This is a genomic window from Frondihabitans sp. GW821-FHT04F02 (genome assembly GCF_059420045.1).
Genome location: NZ_JBWKSZ010000001.1, coordinates 381,874 through 401,065, shown reverse-complemented (window position 1 = coordinate 401,065; position 19,192 = coordinate 381,874). Strand labels below are relative to the sequence as shown.

Sequence of the window (19,192 nt, the reverse complement as noted above, 5' to 3'; positions counted from 1 at the left end):
GGTCGCCGCGCTCCTACGGTCGACGCCATGACCACGACATTCCTCACCTCGTCCCTCGTCCACCACGACTCCCCCGTCGGCCGACTGGCCATCCATGTCGCGGCCGATCGCATCACCCGGGTCGACATCCAGACGGCCGCGGTCATCGTGGCGGCCACTGAGACGGCGCTCGGCGACACCGCGCTCGACTGCACGCCCACCCCTCTCCATGATGAGGCCCGGCGGCAGTTCGACGACTACTTCGCCAATCGCCGTGACCGCTTCGACCTTCCCCTGGAGTACTGGGGCACGCCCTTCCAGGAGACCGTGTGGGAGCTCCTCGACGAGGTCCCGTTCGGCACGACGACGACCTACGGCGACCTCGCGGAGCTGTCGGGGCGGCCGACCGGCGCCCGTGCCGTCGGCGGCGCGATCCGGGCCAATCGGCTCGCGATCCTGGTGCCGTGCCACCGGGTCCTCGGTGCGGGGCGGAGAGTCACGGGCTACAGCCCCGGCGACGGGGTGGCGACGAAGAAGTGGCTTCTCGAGCACGAGGGCATCGACTTCGCAGGGAGGTGAGAGCGAGCAGTGCCGACGCCTCGGCACCGGCGTGACCGGCACGACTGCAGGAACTCGACAGCTCAGCTTCGGAGCACGCTCTCCGCCACGACGACGAGCTCCCCGCCGTGGGGCTCGACGACCATCCCCTCGCCTCGTGCCCATCCCACGAAGTCCTCCACGGTCGCCAGGTCGGGCCGCGCGGCCAGCAGGCGGGCGATCAGCGTGCCCTTCGTCTTCTTGTTGAAGTGGTTGAGCGCGCGTCGGCGGCCTCCCTCGTCGGACACCACGCGCACGTAGGCGCTCCGCAGAGGCGCCGGCCCCAGCTCGGAGTACCCCTCGCTGCGCAGATCGATGACAGTCTGGCCGCTGGAGGCCAGCGCCCGGGCGACCGGACCCGCCCAGAGCGACTTGAGCGACTTCTCGGGCAGCCTCGTGTCATGCGAGAGCCGGTAGGCAGGGATCGGATCGGCGGCGCGGACGAGGCCGAAGAGGGCCGAGTGCACGGCGACGTGCTCCCTCGCCCAGTCGCGAGCCTCGACCGCGAGCGACGGCGCGTCGATCGGATCGAAGGCCACGCCGGTGTAGCGCTCGAGAGCCGGCATCGTGGGCGAGATCTTCAGCGTGCGGTTGCGGGCGACCTCGGTGACGGCCAGCGCCGGGCTGATCTTGAGCAGCCGGGCCGCCTCGTCGGCGTCTCGGCTGAGGCGCACCACCGTCGCCGCGACACTGCGCCGGACTCGCCCCAGCGTCGGGAACGACAGCGCGTCGAAATCGAGCGTCGACTCGGGCTCACCACCCGACCGCTTGGTCTCGGACGGAGGCATGACGAAGAGCAGGGATGTCATCGACTGATTGAGCTCATTGAGGAGGAGGGCGTTAACGGAAGAAGCCCGGGTGGACGACGCTCGAAGCGCCTTCCACCCGGGCCGGAGAGATCAGACCAGTGCCGCGTTACGGGCGACGATGGTAACCGTGTCGTTCTCGACCGACAGGAACCCGTCTTCGGCCGTGGCCTCGACGACGGCACCGCCAGCCTGACGAACGCGGACCTGCCCGGAGGCGAGAACCGCCAGCAGGGGCTCATGCCCCGGCAGGATTCCGATCTCGCCCTCGACGGTGCGAGCCGTGACCTGCGCCGCCTCGCCCGACCAGACCTGCTGGTCGGCCGACACGACGTTCACAGTGAGAGCAGCCACGATCAGCTGTTCTCCTTCTGGATCTGAGCCCACTTCTCTTCGACGTCGGAGATGCTGCCGACGTTGAAGAACGCCTGCGTGGCGACGTGGTCGAAATCGCCATTGGCGATCGCGGTGAACGACTCGATGGTGTCCTTCAGCGGAACGGTCGAGCCCTCGACACCGGTGAACTTCTTCGCCATGTAGGTGTTCTGCGAGAGGAACTGCTGAATACGGCGAGCACGCGAGACGGTGATCTTGTCCTCTTCGGAGAGCTCGTCGACACCGAGGATCGCGATGATCTCCTGGAGCTCCTTGTTCTTCTGAAGGATCGCCTTGACGCGGATGGCCGTGTTGTAGTGGTCCTGGCCCAGGTATCGGGGGTCGAGGATGCGGCTGGTGGACGTCAGCGGGTCGACGGCCGGGTACAGACCCTGCGACGCGATCTCGCGAGAGAGCTCGGTCGTGGCGTCGAGGTGCGCGAAGGTGGTCGCCGGCGCGGGGTCGGTGTAGTCGTCGGCAGGGACGTAGATCGCCTGGAGCGACGTGATCGAGTGACCGCGGGTCGAGGTGATGCGCTCCTGGAGCACACCCATCTCGTCGGCGAGGTTCGGCTGGTATCCCACCGCGGACGGCATGCGGCCGAGCAGCGTGGAGACCTCGGAGCCGGCCTGCGTGAAGCGGAAGATGTTGTCGATGAAGAGCAGGACGTCCTGCTTCTGCACGTCGCGGAAATACTCCGCCATCGTCAGCGCCGACAGGGCCACACGGAGGCGCGTTCCCGGCGGCTCGTCCATCTGGCCGAAGACGAGGGCCGTCTTGTCGAAGACACCGGCCTCTTCCATCTCCATGATGAGGTCGTTGCCCTCACGAGTGCGCTCGCCGACACCGGCGAACACCGACACGCCGCCGTGGTCCTGCGCGACGCGCTGGATCATCTCCTGGATGAGGACGGTCTTGCCGACGCCCGCACCGCCGAAGAGACCGATCTTGCCACCCTGGACATACGGGGTGAGCAGGTCGATGACCTTGATGCCGGTCTCGAAGAGCTCGGTCTTCGACTCGAGCTGGTCGAATGCCGGGGGCTTGCGGTGGATGGGCCAGCGCTCGGTGATCTCGATCGTCTCGCCGGGCGCGCCGTTGAGCACGTCGCCGGTCACGTTGAAGACCTTGCCCTTGGTGATGTCGCCGACGGGCACCGAGATGGGCGAACCGGTGTCGGTGACCTCCTGGCCGCGGACGAGGCCGTCGGTGGGCTTGAGGGCGATGGCACGGACGAGGTCGTCGCCGAGGTGCTGAGCGACCTCGAGCACCAGCTCGATCGTCTGGTCGCCGATGACGATGGTCGTCTTCAGCGCGTTGTAGACGCCGGGGATTGCATCGTGCGGGAACTCGATGTCGACGACGGGACCGGTGACGCGCGCGATGCGGCCGACGCCCGGTGCCTTCTCGGTCGCGACTGGCGCGGTGGCGATGTCAGTCATTTCTCTCTCTTCTCTAGCTCTGCGAGCTCAGTGCTTCTTGGCCGAGCTGAGGGCGTCTGCGCCGCCAACGATCTCGGAAATCTGCTGGGTGATCTCACTCTGGCGCGCGTTGTTGGCAAGGCGCGTGTAGTCGCGGATCAGGGTGTCGGCGTTGTCGCTCGCCGCCTTCATGGCCTTCTGACGGGCGGCGTGCTCGGAAGCGGCCGACTGCAGCATGGCGTTGAACAGACGGCTCTCGATGTAGACGGGGAGCAGCGCGTCGAGGACGTTCTCAGGGTCGGGCTCGAACTCGTAGAGAGGCAGGATCGCGTTCTCCTCGGGCTGCTCGATGCCTTCGACGACCTCCAGCGGCAGGAGACGCACGACCTCGGGGGTCTGCGTGACCATGCTGATGAAGCGGTTGTAGACGACGTGGATCTCGTCGACTCCGCCCTCGGCCGAATCGGTCAGGAACTTCGATACGACCGCATCGCCGATCTCTTTCGCCGTGGCGAACTCGGGCTGGTCGGTGTTGCCCGTCCAGCTCTGCTCGGAACCCCGTTGACGGAAGGTGAAGTAGGCGGCGGCCTTGCGACCGACGAGGTAGTAGACCACCTCCTTGCCCTGGCTGCGCAGAAGCGTCGCCAGCTCTTCGCCCGCCTTCAGCACGTTCGACGAGAAGGCGCCGTTGAGGCCCCGGTCGGACGTGAAGAGGACGATCGCCGCGCGATCGATCGACTCGGGCTCCGTCGTCAGCACGTGGTCGACGTTCGAGAACGTCGCCACGGCCGAGACGGCCCGCGTCACAGCGCGCGAGTACGGACCGGACGCGGCCATGCGCGCCTGGGCCTTCTGGATCCGAGAAGCCGAGATGAGCTCCATGGCCCGGGTGACCTTCTTGGTCGTCTGGGCAGAGCGAATGCGCTGTCGGTAGACCCGAAGTTGCGCTCCCATGTGTCTCCTGTTGGTATCGGTGCGGGCGAAGGTCGGCAGTCGCTATCGCGACTTGACGATCTTCTCCTGGTTGACGTCTTCGGCGTCCGTGGCGGTGAACTCCTCGCGGCCGACGGAAGCCAGCGGCTTGCCCTCGCCCGTCTGGAACTCCTTCTTGAACTCCTCGATCGACGAGTCGAGCTGAGCCACGAGGTCGTCCGAGAGCACGTTGGTCTCGGCGAGCGTCGTGAGGACGTCACCGGTGCGCGAGAGATAGTCGTGCAGCTCGGCCTCGAAGCGCAGGATGTCGGCCACGGGGACCTCGTCCAGCTTGCCGTTGGTACCGGCCCAGATCGAGACGACCTGCTTCTCGACGGGGAACGGCGAGTACTGCGGCTGCTTGAGCAGCTCGGTCAGGCGGGCGCCACGGGCGAGCTGACGGCGGCTGGCCTGGTCGAGGTCGGACGCGAACATCGCGAAGGCCTCGAGCGAGCGGTACTGGGCGAGCTCGAGCTTCAGCGTGCCCGAGACCTTCTTGATCGACTTCACCTGAGCGTCTCCGCCCACTCGCGAGACCGAGATCCCGACGTCGACCGCAGGACGCTGGTTGGCGTTGAAGAGGTCGGACTGGAGGAAGATCTGGCCGTCGGTGATCGAGATCACGTTGGTCGGGATGTATGCCGAGACGTCGTTCGCCTTGGTCTCGATGATCGGCAGACCCGTCATCGAGCCGGCGCCGAGCTCGTCGGACAGCTTCGCGCATCGCTCGAGGAGACGCGAGTGCAGGTAGAACACGTCGCCGGGGTAGGCCTCGCGTCCCGGCGGACGACGGAGCAGCAGCGAGACGGCACGGTAGGCCTCGGCCTGCTTCGACAGGTCGTCGAACACGATGAGGACGTGCTTGCCCTCGTACATCCACTGCTGGCCGATGGCCGAGCCGGTGTACGGGGCGAGGTACTTGAAGCCGGCGGGGTCGGACGCGGGCGACGCGACGATGGTGGTGTACTCCATCGCTCCGGCGTCCTCGAGCGCGCCCTTCACCGAGGCGATGGTCGAGCCCTTCTGGCCGATGGCGACGTAGATGCAACGGACCTGCTTGTTGATGTCGCCCGAGTCCCAGTTGGCCTTCTGGTTGATGATCGTGTCGATCGCGATGGCCGTCTTGCCGGTCTGGCGGTCGCCGATGATGAGCTGACGCTGGCCGCGGCCGATCGGGATCATGGCGTCGATCGCCTTGATGCCCGTCTGCATGGGCTCGTGCACCGACTTGCGCTGCATGACGCCGGGAGCCTGGAGCTCGAGAGCGCGGCGGCCGGAGGTCTCGATGTCGCCGAGGCCGTCGATTGCGTTGCCAAGCGGGTCGACGACGCGGCCGAGGTAGCCCTCGCCGACGGGGACGGAGAGGACCTCGCCGGTGCGGGTGACCTCGAGGCCCTCGTCGATGCCGCTGAACTCACCCAGGACGATGACACCGATCTCGTCTTCGTCGAGGTTCTGGGCGAGGCCCAGGGTGCCGTCGGCGAATCGGATGAGCTCGTTGGCCATGACGCCGGGGAGACCCTCGACGTGCGCGATGCCGTCAGCGGCATCGATGACGTGACCGACCTCGGTCGTGGACGTCTGCGAGGGCTCGTACGCCGAGACGAAGTCTTTGAGGGCGTCGCGAATCTCATCAGGGCTGATCTTGATGTCTGCCATTGGGATTCCTTTGTCGTTGTGTCTGTGACGATAACCGTGCAAGGCGTATGCCCCGCGTGGTCGGGTGAGCCCGCGTCAGCGAGCCTTGGTGCGTGTGGGTGCGATCAGCCGGCGAGCTGAAGCGCAGATCGGTGAGTCTCGTCGACACCGTGCCGTCGATGACCTCGTCGCCCACCTGGACCCGGAGCCCGCCCAGGATCGACGGATCGATCACCAGGTTCACTCGCAGGCTACGACCGAACTGCTTCGCGAGGCCGCGCTCGAGACGCGTCACCTGCTCGGCGGCGATCGGCGCGGCGGTCGTGACCACTGCGACGAGCTCGTCGGACTGGTCGGCGACGATGGCGGCGGCGTTCCGCAGGAGCTCGCCGATTCGGCGGCCACGGGGCTGCTGCACGAGCTGCGAGACGATGGAGATCGTCTGCTGCGACGCCTTGCCGGCGAGGAGCTTCTCGACGAGGCCGGCTTTCGCTGGCCCGTCGCTGAGCTTCGTGCCGACCGCCAGCTCGAGCGAGGCGTCGGAGGAGACGACCTCGCCGAACGAGAACAGCTCGCCCTCGATCGACAGATCGGCCGGAGCCGACTTCGCGATCGTGCGGATGCCGATCTCTTCCACACCCGCGAGGAGGTCGCTGTGAGACGACCAGCGGCTGCCGACCACGGAGGTCAGCAGGGCACGAGCGGACTCGGTGAATGGGGCGAAGACGCGGTCGATGAACGCCTTCTTGCCGGTGACGTCTTCGGCAGGGTCGGCCAGGTAGGCCAGCAGCTTCGACGACGATCCGATGACTCGACCCGCGTTGAGGAGCTGTTCTCCCGTGGCCAGGTCAGCCGCGTCGCCGAGATCGGCGAGCACGCCCCGCGCGGACGCGAGTGCTTCTCTGGTCATGGATCCCATGGTTACTTGCCTGCCTTCGACGCTTCGTCGGCCTCGAGCTCGGACAGGAAGCGGTCGACGATGGCCGATGCTTTCCTGTCGTCGGTGAGGCTCTCGCCGATGACGCCCGACGCGAGATCGATCGCCAGCGAGCCGACCTCGCCGCGGAGCGAGACGAGGGCGCTCTGGCGCTCCGCCTCGATCTGGGCGGTCGCGTTCGCCGTGATGCGGTCGGCGTCGGCCTGAGCCTGCGCCTTGACGTCGTTGGCGATGCGAGTCGCATCCGTACGAGCCTGCTCGCGGATCTTGGCTGCCTCGGCACGAGCGTCGGCCAGCTGCTTGTTGTACTCCTCGAGCGCGGCAGCCGCTTCGGCCTGAGCGTTCTCGGCCTTCTTGATGCCGCCCTCGATGACCTCGGCGCGCTCGTCGAGCATCGTCTTCATGCGCGGGAGGACCAGGCGCCAGAAGATGAGCAGGATCGCGACGAAGCACACAGCACCCCAAACGAGGTCCGGCGTCGCGGGCAGCAACGGGTTGTGTGACTCACCCGCCGCAACCACGGTGGAAGTAGTGCTGAGCATTCGTCAGCCTCTCTTAGACGAAGATGAAGTACGTGGCGATGCCGATGAAGGCCAGGGCCTCGGTGAAGGCGATACCGATGTACATGAGGACCGTGAGGCGGCCCTGGAGCTCGGGCTGGCGGGCGACGGACTCGATGGTCTTGCCGACCACGATGCCCACGCCGATGGCCGGGCCGATTGCCGCGAGGCCGTAACCGACCGTCGCGATGTTTCCGTCGATTGCAGCGAGAACGGTTGATGCGTCCACGTGTGTTTCCTTCCGTGATGGCGGTTCGGGCAGGCGCCCGGACCGTTGTTAGTGTTCGTCGTTCAGCGCGAGCTGAGCGTAAACAGCAGTGAGCAGCGAGAAGACGTAAGCCTGGAGGACAGCCACCAGAATCTCGAACAGGGTGAACACGAAGCCGAAGGCGATCGTGCCGATTCCGAACAGGGCGAAGAGATTGCCCGACTCGAAGAGGAAGAACGAGGTCGCCGTGAAGAACAGCACCAGCAGGAGGTGCCCGACGATCATGTTCATGAGGAGTCGCAGGGTCAGCGTGACCGGTCGGAGCACGAACGTCGAGACGAGCTCGATCGGCGTCACGATGATGTACAGCGGCCATGGCACGCCCGGAGGCACGAGGGCGTTCTTGAAGAACGCGCCCGGGTGCTTCCGGATTCCGGCGTAGATGAACACGACGTAGGCGACGGCGGCCAGGATCAACGGGATGCCGATCAGCGAGGTGCCGGCGATGTTGAAGCCCGGGATGATGCCGGTCAGGTTCATGAAGAGGACCATGAAGAAGACGGTCGTCAGAATCGGCAGGAAGCGCTTGCCGTCTTTCTTGCCGAGCAGGTCTTCGGCGATGTTGACGCGGACGAGGTCCAGGCCCATCTCGACGATGCTCTGGAAGCGACCGGGGACGAGCTTCATCTTGCGGGTACCGAGCCAGAAGACCAGGAAGAGCACGATGACGGCGAAGAAGCGCGCCAGCATGATTCGGTTGATCTCGAAGGGGGTGCCGTCGAAGAGGAGGACCGACGGGAAAAACTCGTCGATCGATGGGCCCTGGAAACCGCCGGTGCTGTCGCTCGCTGCGGCGAGAGGATGCACCAGGGTGATGGCGTTAGCTAACAGCGCTATCTCCTGATTCGGGACGCAGCTCTCAGTGATGAAGCCGGGAAGACCAACTGCAACACGTGCGGTTTTTCTAGCCTGGTTTCACCTCCGCGAGATGCGGCGATGATCTGTGGGGAAGCGACCCTTCGGCAGTGAACAGGCCGGGGACACGAACGAGTTCAGCCTATCAACAGATTCGCCCGGAGACGAACCAATCGGGCCGGTGGCGGGCCTATTGGTCTGATATTGCGCCGTCTGCACCCGATGCAGCCGAGTCGAGCACGGACGAGTCGACGTAGGGCACGCGCGAGCGCATCACGACGACGACGTCGACCACGAGCGACCCGAGCACCCCGGCGACGATGCAGACGAACAGGACGACCGTGTTGACCCACGTCTGGTCTTTGAGCAGGACCACCAGCACCAGGAAGATGATGAACTTGAGCAGCCAGCCGCCGAGCACGATGCCGAAGAAGGCGCCGCTGATGAGGCTGCCGCCCGATGCCCTGAGACCGAGCAGGATGCTCACCGCCGTCAGGCCCGTGAAGACGAGCGCGAGGGCCGTGCCGATGAGGGCGCCGGCCACGCCGTGACTGCCCGCGGCGATGCCGCCGATGACCGAGCCGACGACGGCGATGACGAGGGCGAGCAGGGCTCCGTACCGGACGATGGTGACGTAGAGGCGATTGCCGGCGGGGTTCATGCGGATCTTCCTGATTCGGAGCGTGCGGGGGTCGAGCCGGTGGTGCCGGGGCGGCCGGGCTCGGGACGGGACGAGGGAGCCGGACGGCCGGGCTCGGGCCGAGCGGAGGCCGAGTCCGTCGCCGACGGGAGCTGCGGGGCAGGGCCCGTGGTGCCGCGGAGGGCCGTGACCGCGACGCGCTCGTCGTCGGCGGTGGGCTTCGGAGTTCCTGCGCCCGGAACGCTCTTGGCACGAGCGGCACCGGCTTGGTCGAGCGCGTCGAAGCGGTCAGCCCCGGTCTCGGCGGCGGCAGACGGCGCGGCGCTCTGCACGGCGATCTCGACGCGCTTGCGGCGGCTCAGCGGCGCGAGGGTGATGGCCGCGCAGACGACCAGGCCGGCGGCGAGGAACACCACGACCCAGTGCACGGGCAGGAAGAAGAACAGAAGGCAGCCGACCGAGACCAGGGCGGTCCAGCCGTAGAAGATCAGGACGGCGTGGAAGTGCGAGTGGCCCATGTCGAGCAGCCGGTGGTGGAGGTGCTTGCGGTCGGCGCTGAAGGGCGACTTGCCGGCACTGACGCGGCGCAGCACTGCGAGGCCGAAGTCGAGGAGCGGCACGATCAGGACTGCGAAGGGCAGCAGGATCGGGATGAAGACCGGCAGCAGCGTCGTCTTGTCGACCGAGCCCGGGTTGAGGTTGCCGGTGACCGAGACCGCGCTGGTCGCCATGAGGAGGCCGGTCAGCAGCGCGCCCGCGTCGCCCATGAACATGCGCGCGGGGTGCCAGTTGAGGGGCAGGAAGCCGACCGCCGCGCCGATCAGCACGGCGGTGAGCAGGGCGGCGAGGTTGAAGTACTCGACGCCCTGGTTCGCGTTCGTCAGGATGAAGCTGTAGATGAAGAACACGCCGTTCGCGATGATCGTCACGCCGGCGACCAGGCCGTCGAGGCCGTCGATGAAGTTGACCGCGTTCATCACGAGCACCACGACGAGCACCGTTAGGATCAGCGACATGTAGCTCGACCCGATGGTGAGGCCGCCGATCGGCAGCGACAGCAGCTGCACGCCCTGCCAGGCCAGCACGCCGGCCGCGATGATCTGCGCGGCGAGCTTGGTCATCCAGTCGAGGTCGTAGAGGTCGTCGATGACGCCCACCGCGACGATGATCAGCGCGGCGGCGAGGATCGCGAGGATGTGGCCGGGCTCGGCGAACACCAGGCGGAAGTAGTCGGCCTTCGATATCAGCGGAAAGACGAACCACGCCGACAGCAGGGCGACGACGATGCCGCCGAACATGGCGATCCCGCCGAGCCGCGGCGTCGGGTTGACGTGGACGTCGCGCTCGCGGATCTTCGGGGCGATGCGGTACTTCGTGCCGAGCCGCCAGGCCAGGACCGAGAGGGCGAAGCTGACGATCGCCGAGATCGCCGCCGCGAGGAGGTAGTACCTCACCTCGCGGCCCTCACGACTCGGCCCTCATCGCGTCGGCCTCATACGACGACGTCGCTGCCCGCCACCCGGCGGATGTCGTCGTCGCTGATGACGCCGTGGCGCACGATGCGCAGCACGCCGTCGGCAGCGCCCGTCGCGTCGACGATCGTGGAGCCGGAGTTGGCGCCGGGGCGCTGCTCGTAGCCGGTGCCGGCCTGGCCGCCGTCGAGGTAGATCTCGACGTCGTCGCCGAGCATCGCCATCGCCTCGTGCGCGGTGAGCGCGGCTGGCTTGCCGGTGAGGTTGGCGCTCGACACGGCCAGAGGGCCGGTCTCTTCGAGGAGCTCCAGCAGGAGCTTGTTGTCTGGCTGACGCAGGGCGACGGTGCCCCGGGTCTCGCCGAGGTCCCAGGCGAGCGACGGCTGCGCCGTGAGGATCACGGTCAGCCCACCCGGCCAGAACTCGTCGAGCAGCGGCTGGATCAGCGACGGCACCGACTCGGCCAGAGCGGCGAGGGTGTCCTGCCCCTTGACCAGCACGGGCGGCGGCGACTGGCGGGTACGCCCCTTGGCCGCGAGAAGCCGCTCGACGGCCTCCGGGTCGAAGGCGTCGGCGGCGATGCCGTAGACGGTGTCGGTAGGGACGACGACGAGTTCGCCGCGCCCGATGGCGGCACGCGCGAGGCGCATGCCGGTGAGGAGTTCTGCGTCGACCGCGCAGTCGTAGAGGGAGGCCATGACTCGACGATTGTAGTGCGCTGATCCTGACGTCCCGCCCACGGCTTGCATGAGAAGCCAGGAACTGCCGCCCTCAGCGCACCGCCGTGGTCGCCCGATCGCGCCGCGTCAGGTCTTCGTGGGTGGCCGCGCCGCGCCATCCGTCGCGAGACAGCAGCTCGCGGATCGCGGGGCCCTGCTCTTCGCCGTGCTCGATGACGAGCGTCCCTCCGGGCACCAGGAGCGCGAGCGCGCGCTGCGAGAGCGCGCGGACGAGGTCGAGGCCGTCCACTCCCCCGTACAGCGCCAGCTCGGGGTCGAACAGCCGCACCTCGGGGTCGCGCGGCACCATCCCGAGCGGGATGTACGGCGGGTTCGAGACGACCACCTGCACGGCTCCGTCGAGTTCGGGCAGGGCCGACGCCATGTCGCCCTCGACGAGGGTGACGTCGGCCCCGGTCGACGCGATGTTGCGGCGCGTCCACACGGCGGCCGCGGGCGACAGCTCGACGGCGTACACGCGGGCGCGGGGAACCTCGGTGGCCATCGACAGCGCAAGGGCGCCGCTGCCAGTGCCGAGGTCGACGGCCACGGGCTGCGGCTCAGCACGCGCCGAGAGCGCGTCGATGGCGATCTGCGCGACCCCCTCGGTCTCGGGGCGCGGGACGAAGACGCCGGGCCCGACGTGGAGCACGAGGTGGCGGAACGGTGCCAGACCGGTGATGTGCTGGAGCGGCTCACGGGTCGCTCGACGGGCGAGGACGGACTCGAAGGCGAGTTCCTGCGCGTCGGTCAGGACCGTGCCGACGATCGCCTTGACCGCGATCTCACCCCGGCCCACCTCGAGGACGTGCGCGAGGAGCAGCTCGGCATCCGCGCCCGCGGACGGGATGCCGACCTGATCGAGGGCGGCGCGCCCCTGCTGGAGCGCGTCGCCGACGCCGAGGGTCACTCGCCCTGGTCGCCGATGTCGGCCAGACGCGCCTCTTCGTCGGCCTGGATGCACGACTCGATGACCGGCTCGAGCGCGCCGTCCATGACAGCGTCGAGGTTGTAGGCCTTGTAGCCGGTGCGGTGGTCGGCGATGCGGTTCTCGGGGAAGTTGTAGGTGCGGATGCGCTCGGAGCGGTCCATCCCCCGGATCTGGCTCTTGCGGGCGATGGAGTCGACAGCCGCCTGCTCCTCCGCCTGACGGGCGAGGATGCGGGCGCGGAGCACGCGCATTCCGGCCTCGCGGTTCTGCAGCTGCGACTTCTCGTTCTGCATGGCCACGACGATGCCGGTCGGGAGGTGCGTGATCCGCACGGCGGAGTCGGTCGTGTTGACCGACTGGCCGCCAGGGCCTGACGAGCGGTACACGTCGATCTTGAGGTCGTTCTGGTTGATCTCGACCTCTTCGGGCTCGTCGACCTCGGGGAAGACCAGCACGCCGGTGGTCGACGTGTGGATGCGCCCCTGCGACTCGGTCGCCGGCACGCGCTGGACGCGGTGCACGCCGCCCTCGTACTTGAGGTGGGCCCAGACGCCCTGCGCGGGATCCGACGAGTTCGACTTGATGGCCACCTGGACGTTCTTGTAGCCGCCCAGGTCGGACTCGTCGCGCTCGAGGAGCTCGGTCTTCCAGCCCTTGGACTCGGCGTAGTGCGAGTACATGCGGAGGAGGTCGGCTGCGAAGAGCGCGCTCTCGGCACCGCCCTCGCCGCCCTTGATCTCCATGATGACGTCGCGGCCGTCGTCGGGGTCGCGCGGGATCAGGAGTCGCCGGAGCTTCTCCTGGGTCTCGGCCAGGGTGTCCTCCATCGCGGGCACCTCGGCCGCGAAGGCCTCGTCTTCGCGCGCGAGCTCGCGCGCGGCGTCGAGGTCTTCGCCAGCCTGCAGCCACGCCGTGTGCGCAGCGACGATGCGGCTGAGCTCGGCGTACCGGCGGTTGATCTTCTTGGCTCTGGCCGCATCCGCGTGAACGGCGGGGTCTGACAGCTGGTGCTGGAGATCCTCATGCTCGGCCAGCAGCACTGCTACCGACTCGAACACGCTCAGTCCTCTTTGTGGCCGGCCGCCGCCGGGACCGACTTCTGCACCTGGACCAGGAACTCGACGTTCGACTGAGTCTCTTTCAGGTTGCGGAGGACGATCTCGAGCGCCTGCTGCTGGTCGAGGCCGGCGAGAGCGCGGCGCAGGCGCCACGTGATCGTGACCTCGTCGGGGCTGAGGAGCATCTCTTCGCGGCGGGTTCCCGACGCGTTGACGTCGACGGCCGGGAAGATGCGCTTGTCGGCCAGGTGGCGCGACAGGCGAAGCTCCATGTTGCCGGTGCCCTTGAACTCCTCGAAGATCACTTCGTCCATCTTCGAGCCGGTCTCGACGAGCGCGGTCGCGAGGATGGTCAGCGAGCCGCCGTTCTCGATGTTGCGCGCAGCACCGAAGAAGCGCTTCGGCGGGTAGAGAGCCGATGAGTCGACGCCGCCGGAGAGGATGCGGCCCGAGGCCGGGGTCGAGAGGTTGTAGGCGCGGCCCAGGCGGGTGATCGAGTCGAGCAGCACGACGACGTCGTGGCCCAGCTCGACAAGGCGCTTGGCGCGCTCGATGGCCAGCTCGGCGACCGTGGTGTGGTCTTCGGCGGGACGGTCGAAGGTCGAGGCGATGACCTCGCCCTTCACCGTGCGCTGCATGTCGGTGACCTCTTCGGGACGCTCGTCGACCAGGACGACCATGAGGTGGACCTCGGGGTTGTTCTTGGCGATCGAGTTCGCGATGGCCTGCAGCACGAGGGTCTTGCCGGCCTTGGGCGGCGAGACGATCAGGCCGCGCTGGCCCTTGCCGATCGGCGACACGAGGTCGATGATGCGCGTCGACAGCTTGCCGGGCTCGGTCTCGAGGCGGAGGCGCTCCTGCGGGTAGAGGGGCGTCAGCTTCGAGAACTCGACGCGCTTGGCGGCGTCGTCGATGTTCTGGCCGTTGATCGAGTCGATGCGCACGATCGCGTTGTACTTCTGGCGGCCCTGCTGGTTGTCGCCCTCGCGCGGCTGACGGATCGCGCCGACGACGGCGTCGCCCTTGCGGAGGTGGTACTTCTTCACCTGGCCGAGCGACACGTACACGTCGCTGGCGCCGGGGAGGTAGCCGGTGGTGCGGACGAACGCGTAGTTGTCGAGCACGTCGAGGATGCCCGCGACGGGGATGAGCACGTCGTCTTCGGTGATCTCGGGCTCGAAGTCGTCGTTCTGGTTGGAGCGGCCGCGCTTGCGGTCGCGCTGACGGTTGCGGCTGCGGCCGCCCTCGTTCTCGTCGTCGACGGGTCCGTTCTGGCCGCCCTGCTGGTTCTGCTGGCTGTTCTGCGCCGAGCGCTGGTCGTTCTGACCGCCCTGGTTGCCGACGGTCGGAGCGGACTGCGGGGCCTGGCCGTTCTGGCGGTCGTTGTTCTGGCGGTCGTTGTTCTGACGGTCGTTGTTCTGACGGTCGTTGTTCTGACGGTCGACATTCTGGTTGCCGCCGTTCTGGCGGTCGCCACCCTGGTTGCCGCCGTTCTGGCGGTCGCCGTTCTGGTTGTTCTGGCGGTCGCCGCGGTTGCGGTTTCGGCTGCGACGGCCGCCGCCCTGCTGCGGCTGCTGGTCGGAGTTCGAGTCGGACTTGCCACCCTGATCAGACGACGCCTGGTCGGCCGCGGGGGCCTGCTGAGAAGCGCCGCCCTGCTCGGCCGTCGAGGTGTCGGCCTCGACCCCGTTCGAGCCGCCCTCGGCAGCGGCCTCGGCTTCGCGCTGCTCGCGCAGGCGTGCCTGCTCGGCACGGGTGCGGTCGGCGCGCGACTGGCGGGGCGGGAGGTCGAGGACGATGTCGTCGGTGGTCTTGGGCTCGGCGGCGGCGGGCGCCTCGGCCGTCTGGCCGGAGTCGCCGGCACGGCGCGAACCGCGACGACGGCGGTTGCCGCCCTCACGAGGCTCGGCCGGAGCCGCCTCGTCAGCGGTCGCGTCGATGACGGGCGCGACGGCGGCCGCGGGCGCCTCGACGGCGGCGGGCGTCTCGGTGGGGATCTCGAGAACGCCCGACTCGCCCTGGTTGGCGTGCTCGACGGCCGACTTGGGAGCCGTCGCGGTGGCGGTGGTGGCGCGGCGCGGGGCGCGCTTGGCCTTGGCCGGCGCGGCGGGAGCCTCGACGGCGGTCTCGGCCGCGGGAGCCTCGACGGCGGCTTCGGCTGCGGGAGCCTCGACCTCGGCCGGCGCCTCGAACGTCAGCTCGGGCTGGGCGTCGGCCGACACCGCAGCGGCGGGGGCCACAGCGCCCGCACCGGCCTGAGCGGCCTCGATCGCGGCGATGAGATCGCCCTTGCGGAGCTTGGAGATGCCGGAGATGCCGAGCGACGAGGCGAGAGCCTGGAGCGCCGGCAGACGCTGAGCTGTGAGTTCAGCGGTGGTCGTGTCAGTCACGGAGATGGTTTCCTTTCGCTCCCCGGCACAGATAGGCGGGGGTGAGCTTGCCGTGCCTTGGGCAACGGCCGCGCAGACGACTCACCCGAACGTGTACGGATGCACAGTTCGAGAGATCAGCGCAATGGGTGTGCGGCGCAGGAACACGGAATTTCGTTGTGTTCTGCCCCGGGATTCGCGGCCGTTCAAGAGATGGAACTAGTGAACGGCGCTTTCTACCGGGTGCGGCACCACTGTAGCACCCTTGAGATCGACGGCCAGCATGAGCGCGCGCCATGTCGAGATGGAGTGCTCGTCGACCAGGCGGGCGGCGAAGAGGCGCTGGGCCGGGTCACTTCCGAGCACGAGGAGCGATGGCCCGGCGCCCGAGACGACGGCGGCGAGGCCGGCGTCGCGCAGCATGCGGATGAGAGTGTCCGTCTCGGGCATGGCGCTCGCGCGGTAGCTCTGGTGCAGGCGGTCCTCCGTCGCTGCGAGCAGCAGCTCGGGGCTCTGAATGAGTGCGGCGACCAGCAGGGCCGAACGCGACACGTTGAACGTGGCGTCCTCGTGGGGCACGGACGCAGGCTGCAGGCTGCGCGCCAGCTTCGTCGAGAGCGTGGTCTCGGGCACGAACACGACCGGCGAGACGCCGCGGTGCACGAGCAGCCGCTTGTGCGACGGACCCTCGGATGTGGTCCAGGCGATGGTCAGGCCGCCGAACAGCGCCGGCGCGACGTTGTCGGGGTGCCCCTCGAGCTCGGTGGCGAGAGCCAGCAGGGTGGTGGAGTCGACCTCGACGATCCCCTCGAGGAGGCCCTTCGCGGCCATGATCCCGGAGACGATGGCGGCAGCGCTCGAGCCGAGGCCGCGACCGTGGGGGATCGCGTTGACGGCGTGCAGCTCGAGGCCGGGGAGTTCCTGCCCCAGTGCTCTGAAGGCGTGTGCGATGGACCGCACGACGAGATTCGTGTCGTCGACGGGGACCTCGCCCTCCCCCACCCCGGTCACGTGGACCGAGACGCCGGGCGTCGCGGTGGCCGTGACGACGAGCTCGTCGTACAGCGACAGCGCGATGCCCAGCGTGTCGAAGCCGGGGCCGAGATTCGCCGAGGTGGCGGGCACTCGCACGAGCACCGAGCGGCCGACCGGGCTGGTCGCCCCGACGGGAGCGTGGGTCACGCCGACGCTCGCACCAGGCCGAGCACGTCGGCGACCTCGGCGGTGTCGACGGACACGACGGTGGGCGTCACTTCGCCGCCATCGGCCGTCTTCAGAGCCCACTGCGGGTCTTTGAGGCCGTGGCCGGTCACCGTGAGGACGATCGTCGCACCCGCAGGAACGTGCCCGGCCTCGGCGCGCTCGAGCAGGCCGGCGACGCTGATCGCCGAGGCGGGCTCGACGAAGACGCCGACCTCTTGCGACAGGATGCGCTGCGCCTCGAGGATCTTGTCGTCGGTGATCGCACCGAAGTAGCCGTCGGTGAGCTCGCGCGCCTCGAGGGCGAACTGCCACGACGCCGGGTTGCCGATGCGGATGGCGCTGGCAATCGTCTCGGGGTGCTTGACGACCGAGCCGCCCACGATCGGGGCGGAGCCGGCGGCCTGGAAGCCGAACATGCGGGGCATCTTCGTCGTGCGGTTCGCAGCGAGGTCTTCGCGGTAGCCGCGGGTGTACGCCGTGTAGTTGCCCGCGTTGCCGACCGGGAGGTAGTGGAAGTCGGGCGCGTCGCCGAGCACGTCGACGACTTCGAACGCGGCGGTCTTCTGGCCCTCGATGCGGTCGTTGTTGACGGAGTTGACCAGGTGCACGGGGTAGTTCGCAGCGAGGTCGCGAGCGATGTCGAGGCAGTCGTCGAAGTTGCCCTGGATCTGAAGCAGCTGGCCGTTGTGCGCCACGGCCTGGCTGAGCTTGCCCATGGCGATCTTGCCCTCGGGCACGAGCACCGCGGCGGTGATGCCGGCGTGCGCCGCGTAGGCGGCCGCCGAGGCCGACGTGTTGCCGGTCGAGGCGCAGATGACGGCCTTGGCGCCGTGCTCGACGGCCTTCGAGATGGCCATCGTCATGCCGCGGTCTTTGAACGAGCCGGTCGGGTTGATGCCCTCGTACTTGACGTAGACCTTCGCGCCGGTGCGCTCGCTGAGGGCGCGCGCCGGGATGAGCGGAGTGCCGCCCTCGCCCAGCGTGACGATGGGGGTCGCCTCCGTGACGTCGAGACGGTCGGCGTATTCGCGCAGGACACCCTGCCACTGGTGGGCCATCAGGCTCCTTCAACTCGAAGCACGCTCGTGACGGAGTTCACGACGGGTGCGGTGGTGAGGTCGGCGACCGTGGCCGCGAGCGAGGCTTCGCGCGCGCGGTGCGTTCCGATGATCAGCGTAGCGGTGGCCGGGGCCTCGCCCGGCCCCGTGACGCTCTGCGACCCCGAGGTCTGCTGGACCGTCTCGACGCTGACGCCGTGGTGCGACAGGATGCCGGCCACCGTCGCGAGGACGCCCGGCTGATCGGTCACGTCGAGCGTGATCTGATAGCGGGTCGTGACGGTGCCGATGGGCAGGATCCGCAGGTCGGCGTGGTTCGACTCGGCGAGGCCCGGGCCGCCGATGACGTGGCGTCGCGCCGCCGACACGAGGTCGCCGAGCACGGCCGAGGCCGTCTCGACGCCGCCCGCGCCCGCGCCGTAGAACATCAGGTCGCCGGCGGCCTGCGCCTCGACGAAGACGGCGTTCTTGGCGCCGTGGACGGCGGCCAGGGGGTGGCCCAGCGGAACCAGTGAGGGATGCACGCGCGCCGAGACGCCCGCCACGCCCTCGTCGTCGACGAGGCGCTCGCAGATCGCGAGGAGCTTGACGACGTAGCCGGCCTTGCGCGCCGCGACGACCTGCTCGTGTGTGACGCCGGTGATGCCCTCGCGGTGGACGGCGACGAGCGGGACGCTCGTGTGGAAGGCCAGGCTCGCGAGGATGGTGGCCTTCTGCGCCGCGTCGTAGCCCTCGATGTCGGCTGTGGGGTCGGCCTCGGCGTAGCCCAGCTCGGTGGCGTAGGCGAGGGCGTCGTCGAGCGACTCGTCCAGGGTGTCCATGCGGTCGAGGATGAAGTTCGTCGTGCCGTTGACGATGCCCATGACGCGCTCGACGGTGTCGCCGGCGAGGCTCTCGCGCAGGGGGCGGATGATCGGGATCGCACCGGCGACGGCGGCCTCGTAGTACAGCTGAGCGCCGACCTGCTCCGCGGCTCGGAACAGCTCGGGGCCGTGGCTGGCCAGGAGCGCCTTGTTGCCCGTGATGACGTCGGCACCCGAGTTGAGGGCCTTGAGCACGAGGCTGCGCGCGGGCTCGATGCCCCCGATCAGCTCGACGACGATGTCGGCTCCCAGGATCAGCGACTCGGCGTCGGTGGTGAGCAGCTCGCGCGGCAGGTCGACGTCGCGCTTGGCGTCGAGGTCGCGGACGGCGATGCCCGTGAGCTCGAGGCCCGCGCCGGCACGGCCCGCGAGCTCGTCGGACTGCTCGAGCAGGAGCCGCGCGACCTGGCTTCCGACGGAGCCGGCGCCGAGGAGGGCGACCCGGACGTTGCGGTATTCGATCATGTGGTG

General features: G+C 68.6%; 18 protein-coding genes and 1 pseudogene. 1 reads left to right on the top strand and 18 read right to left on the bottom strand.

Going from position 1 to position 19,192, the window contains the following annotated elements:
* Window positions 1-27 precede the first annotated feature (27 nt).
* Window positions 28-558, top strand: a complete 531-nt coding sequence (locus tag AC07TY_RS01945; protein ID WP_494784181.1) for a methylated-DNA--[protein]-cysteine S-methyltransferase — start codon at window positions 28-30, stop codon at window positions 556-558.
* A gap of 62 nt (window positions 559-620) precedes the next feature.
* Here AC07TY_RS01945 and AC07TY_RS01940 read toward each other — a convergent pair whose 3' ends face one another.
* The 18 genes and pseudogenes from AC07TY_RS01940 to AC07TY_RS01855 form a co-directional block, all read right to left on the bottom strand.
* The gene (locus AC07TY_RS01940; RefSeq protein ID WP_494784180.1) at window positions 621-1,385 is read right to left on the bottom strand and encodes a YaaA family protein; all 765 of its coding nucleotides are present in this window, start codon (window positions 1,383-1,385) and stop codon (window positions 621-623) included.
* Window positions 1,386-1,475: 90 nt separating this feature from the next.
* On the bottom strand, window positions 1,476-1,736 hold the full coding sequence (locus AC07TY_RS01935) for a F0F1 ATP synthase subunit epsilon (RefSeq protein WP_123504820.1): 261 nt from the start codon (window positions 1,734-1,736) through the stop codon (window positions 1,476-1,478).
* 2 nt (window positions 1,737-1,738) lie between these two features.
* Window positions 1,739-3,199 carry a F0F1 ATP synthase subunit beta gene (gene atpD, locus AC07TY_RS01930; protein ID WP_123504821.1) on the bottom strand — a complete coding sequence of 487 codons (1,461 nt, stop codon included), beginning with the start codon at window positions 3,197-3,199 and terminating at the stop codon, window positions 1,739-1,741.
* A gap of 27 nt (window positions 3,200-3,226) precedes the next feature.
* Complete coding sequence (locus tag AC07TY_RS01925; RefSeq protein WP_123504822.1) at window positions 3,227-4,132, bottom strand: F0F1 ATP synthase subunit gamma; 906 nt, start codon at window positions 4,130-4,132, stop codon at window positions 3,227-3,229.
* A 42-nt stretch (window positions 4,133-4,174) separates the two neighbouring features.
* Complete coding sequence (atpA, locus tag AC07TY_RS01920; protein ID WP_123504823.1) at window positions 4,175-5,809, bottom strand: F0F1 ATP synthase subunit alpha; 1,635 nt, start codon at window positions 5,807-5,809, stop codon at window positions 4,175-4,177.
* A 121-nt stretch (window positions 5,810-5,930) separates the two neighbouring features.
* A pseudogene (locus AC07TY_RS01915) lies at window positions 5,931-6,707 on the bottom strand (F0F1 ATP synthase subunit delta); the annotation flags it as partial.
* A 2-nt stretch (window positions 6,708-6,709) separates the two neighbouring features.
* Window positions 6,710-7,267: a F0F1 ATP synthase subunit B gene (locus AC07TY_RS01910; protein ID WP_123504825.1), complete on the bottom strand. Its 558-nt coding sequence runs from the start codon at window positions 7,265-7,267 to the stop codon at window positions 6,710-6,712.
* 13 nt (window positions 7,268-7,280) lie between these two features.
* The gene (gene atpE, locus AC07TY_RS01905; protein ID WP_123504826.1) at window positions 7,281-7,514 is read right to left on the bottom strand and encodes an ATP synthase F0 subunit C; all 234 of its coding nucleotides are present in this window, start codon (window positions 7,512-7,514) and stop codon (window positions 7,281-7,283) included.
* 48 nt (window positions 7,515-7,562) lie between these two features.
* Window positions 7,563-8,360, bottom strand: a complete 798-nt coding sequence (gene atpB, locus AC07TY_RS01900) for a F0F1 ATP synthase subunit A (protein ID WP_370454044.1) — start codon at window positions 8,358-8,360, stop codon at window positions 7,563-7,565.
* Window positions 8,361-8,598: 238 nt separating this feature from the next.
* Entirely contained in the window at window positions 8,599-9,069 is a 471-nt protein-coding gene (locus AC07TY_RS01895; RefSeq protein WP_123504828.1) for a Cg1360 family ATP-synthase-associated protein, read from the bottom strand.
* A complete protein-coding gene (locus tag AC07TY_RS01890; RefSeq protein ID WP_494784179.1) occupies window positions 9,066-10,502 on the bottom strand; it encodes an undecaprenyl/decaprenyl-phosphate alpha-N-acetylglucosaminyl 1-phosphate transferase in 1,437 nt (478 codons plus the stop codon). The genes AC07TY_RS01895 and AC07TY_RS01890 overlap by 4 nt, the downstream gene beginning before the upstream one ends.
* A gap of 38 nt (window positions 10,503-10,540) precedes the next feature.
* On the bottom strand, window positions 10,541-11,218 hold the full coding sequence (locus AC07TY_RS01885; protein WP_123504830.1) for an L-threonylcarbamoyladenylate synthase: 678 nt from the start codon (window positions 11,216-11,218) through the stop codon (window positions 10,541-10,543).
* Between the two features lie 73 nt (window positions 11,219-11,291).
* Entirely contained in the window at window positions 11,292-12,149 is an 858-nt protein-coding gene (prmC, locus tag AC07TY_RS01880) for a peptide chain release factor N(5)-glutamine methyltransferase (RefSeq protein WP_494784178.1), read from the bottom strand.
* Window positions 12,146-13,228: a peptide chain release factor 1 gene (prfA, locus tag AC07TY_RS01875; protein ID WP_123504832.1), complete on the bottom strand. Its 1,083-nt coding sequence runs from the start codon at window positions 13,226-13,228 to the stop codon at window positions 12,146-12,148. Before prfA ends, prmC begins: the two co-directional genes overlap by 4 nt.
* Before the next feature lie 2 nt (window positions 13,229-13,230).
* Window positions 13,231-15,618: a transcription termination factor Rho gene (gene rho, locus AC07TY_RS01870; RefSeq protein WP_494784177.1), complete on the bottom strand. Its 2,388-nt coding sequence runs from the start codon at window positions 15,616-15,618 to the stop codon at window positions 13,231-13,233.
* A gap of 198 nt (window positions 15,619-15,816) precedes the next feature.
* Entirely contained in the window at window positions 15,817-16,779 is a 963-nt protein-coding gene (thrB, locus tag AC07TY_RS01865; protein ID WP_123504834.1) for a homoserine kinase, read from the bottom strand.
* Window positions 16,776-17,858 (bottom strand): threonine synthase, encoded by a 1,083-nt coding sequence (thrC, locus tag AC07TY_RS01860; protein WP_123504835.1) that lies wholly within the window; start codon window positions 17,856-17,858, stop codon window positions 16,776-16,778. The genes thrB and thrC overlap by 4 nt, the downstream gene beginning before the upstream one ends.
* Window positions 17,858-19,186, bottom strand: coding sequence for a homoserine dehydrogenase (locus tag AC07TY_RS01855; RefSeq protein ID WP_494784176.1), 1,329 nt, complete (start codon window positions 19,184-19,186; stop codon window positions 17,858-17,860). The genes thrC and AC07TY_RS01855 overlap by 1 nt, the downstream gene beginning before the upstream one ends.
* Window positions 19,187-19,192: the final 6 nt, after the last annotated feature.

What these genes read in the sequence shown, in the direction of transcription:
- AC07TY_RS01945 (WP_494784181.1), top strand. Translation starts at nt 28, where the DNA reads ATGACCACGACATTCCTCACCTCGTCCCTCGTCCACCACGACTCCCCC.
- AC07TY_RS01940 (WP_494784180.1), bottom strand. Translation starts at nt 1,385, where the DNA reads ATGACATCCCTGCTCTTCGTCATGCCTCCGTCCGAGACCAAGCGGTCG.
- atpD (WP_123504821.1), bottom strand. Translation starts at nt 3,199, where the DNA reads ATGACTGACATCGCCACCGCGCCAGTCGCGACCGAGAAGGCACCGGGC.
- AC07TY_RS01925 (WP_123504822.1), bottom strand. Translation starts at nt 4,132, where the DNA reads ATGGGAGCGCAACTTCGGGTCTACCGACAGCGCATTCGCTCTGCCCAG.
- atpA (WP_123504823.1), bottom strand. Translation starts at nt 5,809, where the DNA reads ATGGCAGACATCAAGATCAGCCCTGATGAGATTCGCGACGCCCTCAAA.
- AC07TY_RS01910 (WP_123504825.1), bottom strand. Translation starts at nt 7,267, where the DNA reads ATGCTCAGCACTACTTCCACCGTGGTTGCGGCGGGTGAGTCACACAAC.
- AC07TY_RS01895 (WP_123504828.1), bottom strand. Translation starts at nt 9,069, where the DNA reads ATGAACCCCGCCGGCAATCGCCTCTACGTCACCATCGTCCGGTACGGA.
- AC07TY_RS01885 (WP_123504830.1), bottom strand. Translation starts at nt 11,218, where the DNA reads ATGGCCTCCCTCTACGACTGCGCGGTCGACGCAGAACTCCTCACCGGC.
- thrC (WP_123504835.1), bottom strand. Translation starts at nt 17,858, where the DNA reads ATGGCCCACCAGTGGCAGGGTGTCCTGCGCGAATACGCCGACCGTCTC.
- AC07TY_RS01855 (WP_494784176.1), bottom strand. Translation starts at nt 19,186, where the DNA reads ATGATCGAATACCGCAACGTCCGGGTCGCCCTCCTCGGCGCCGGCTCC.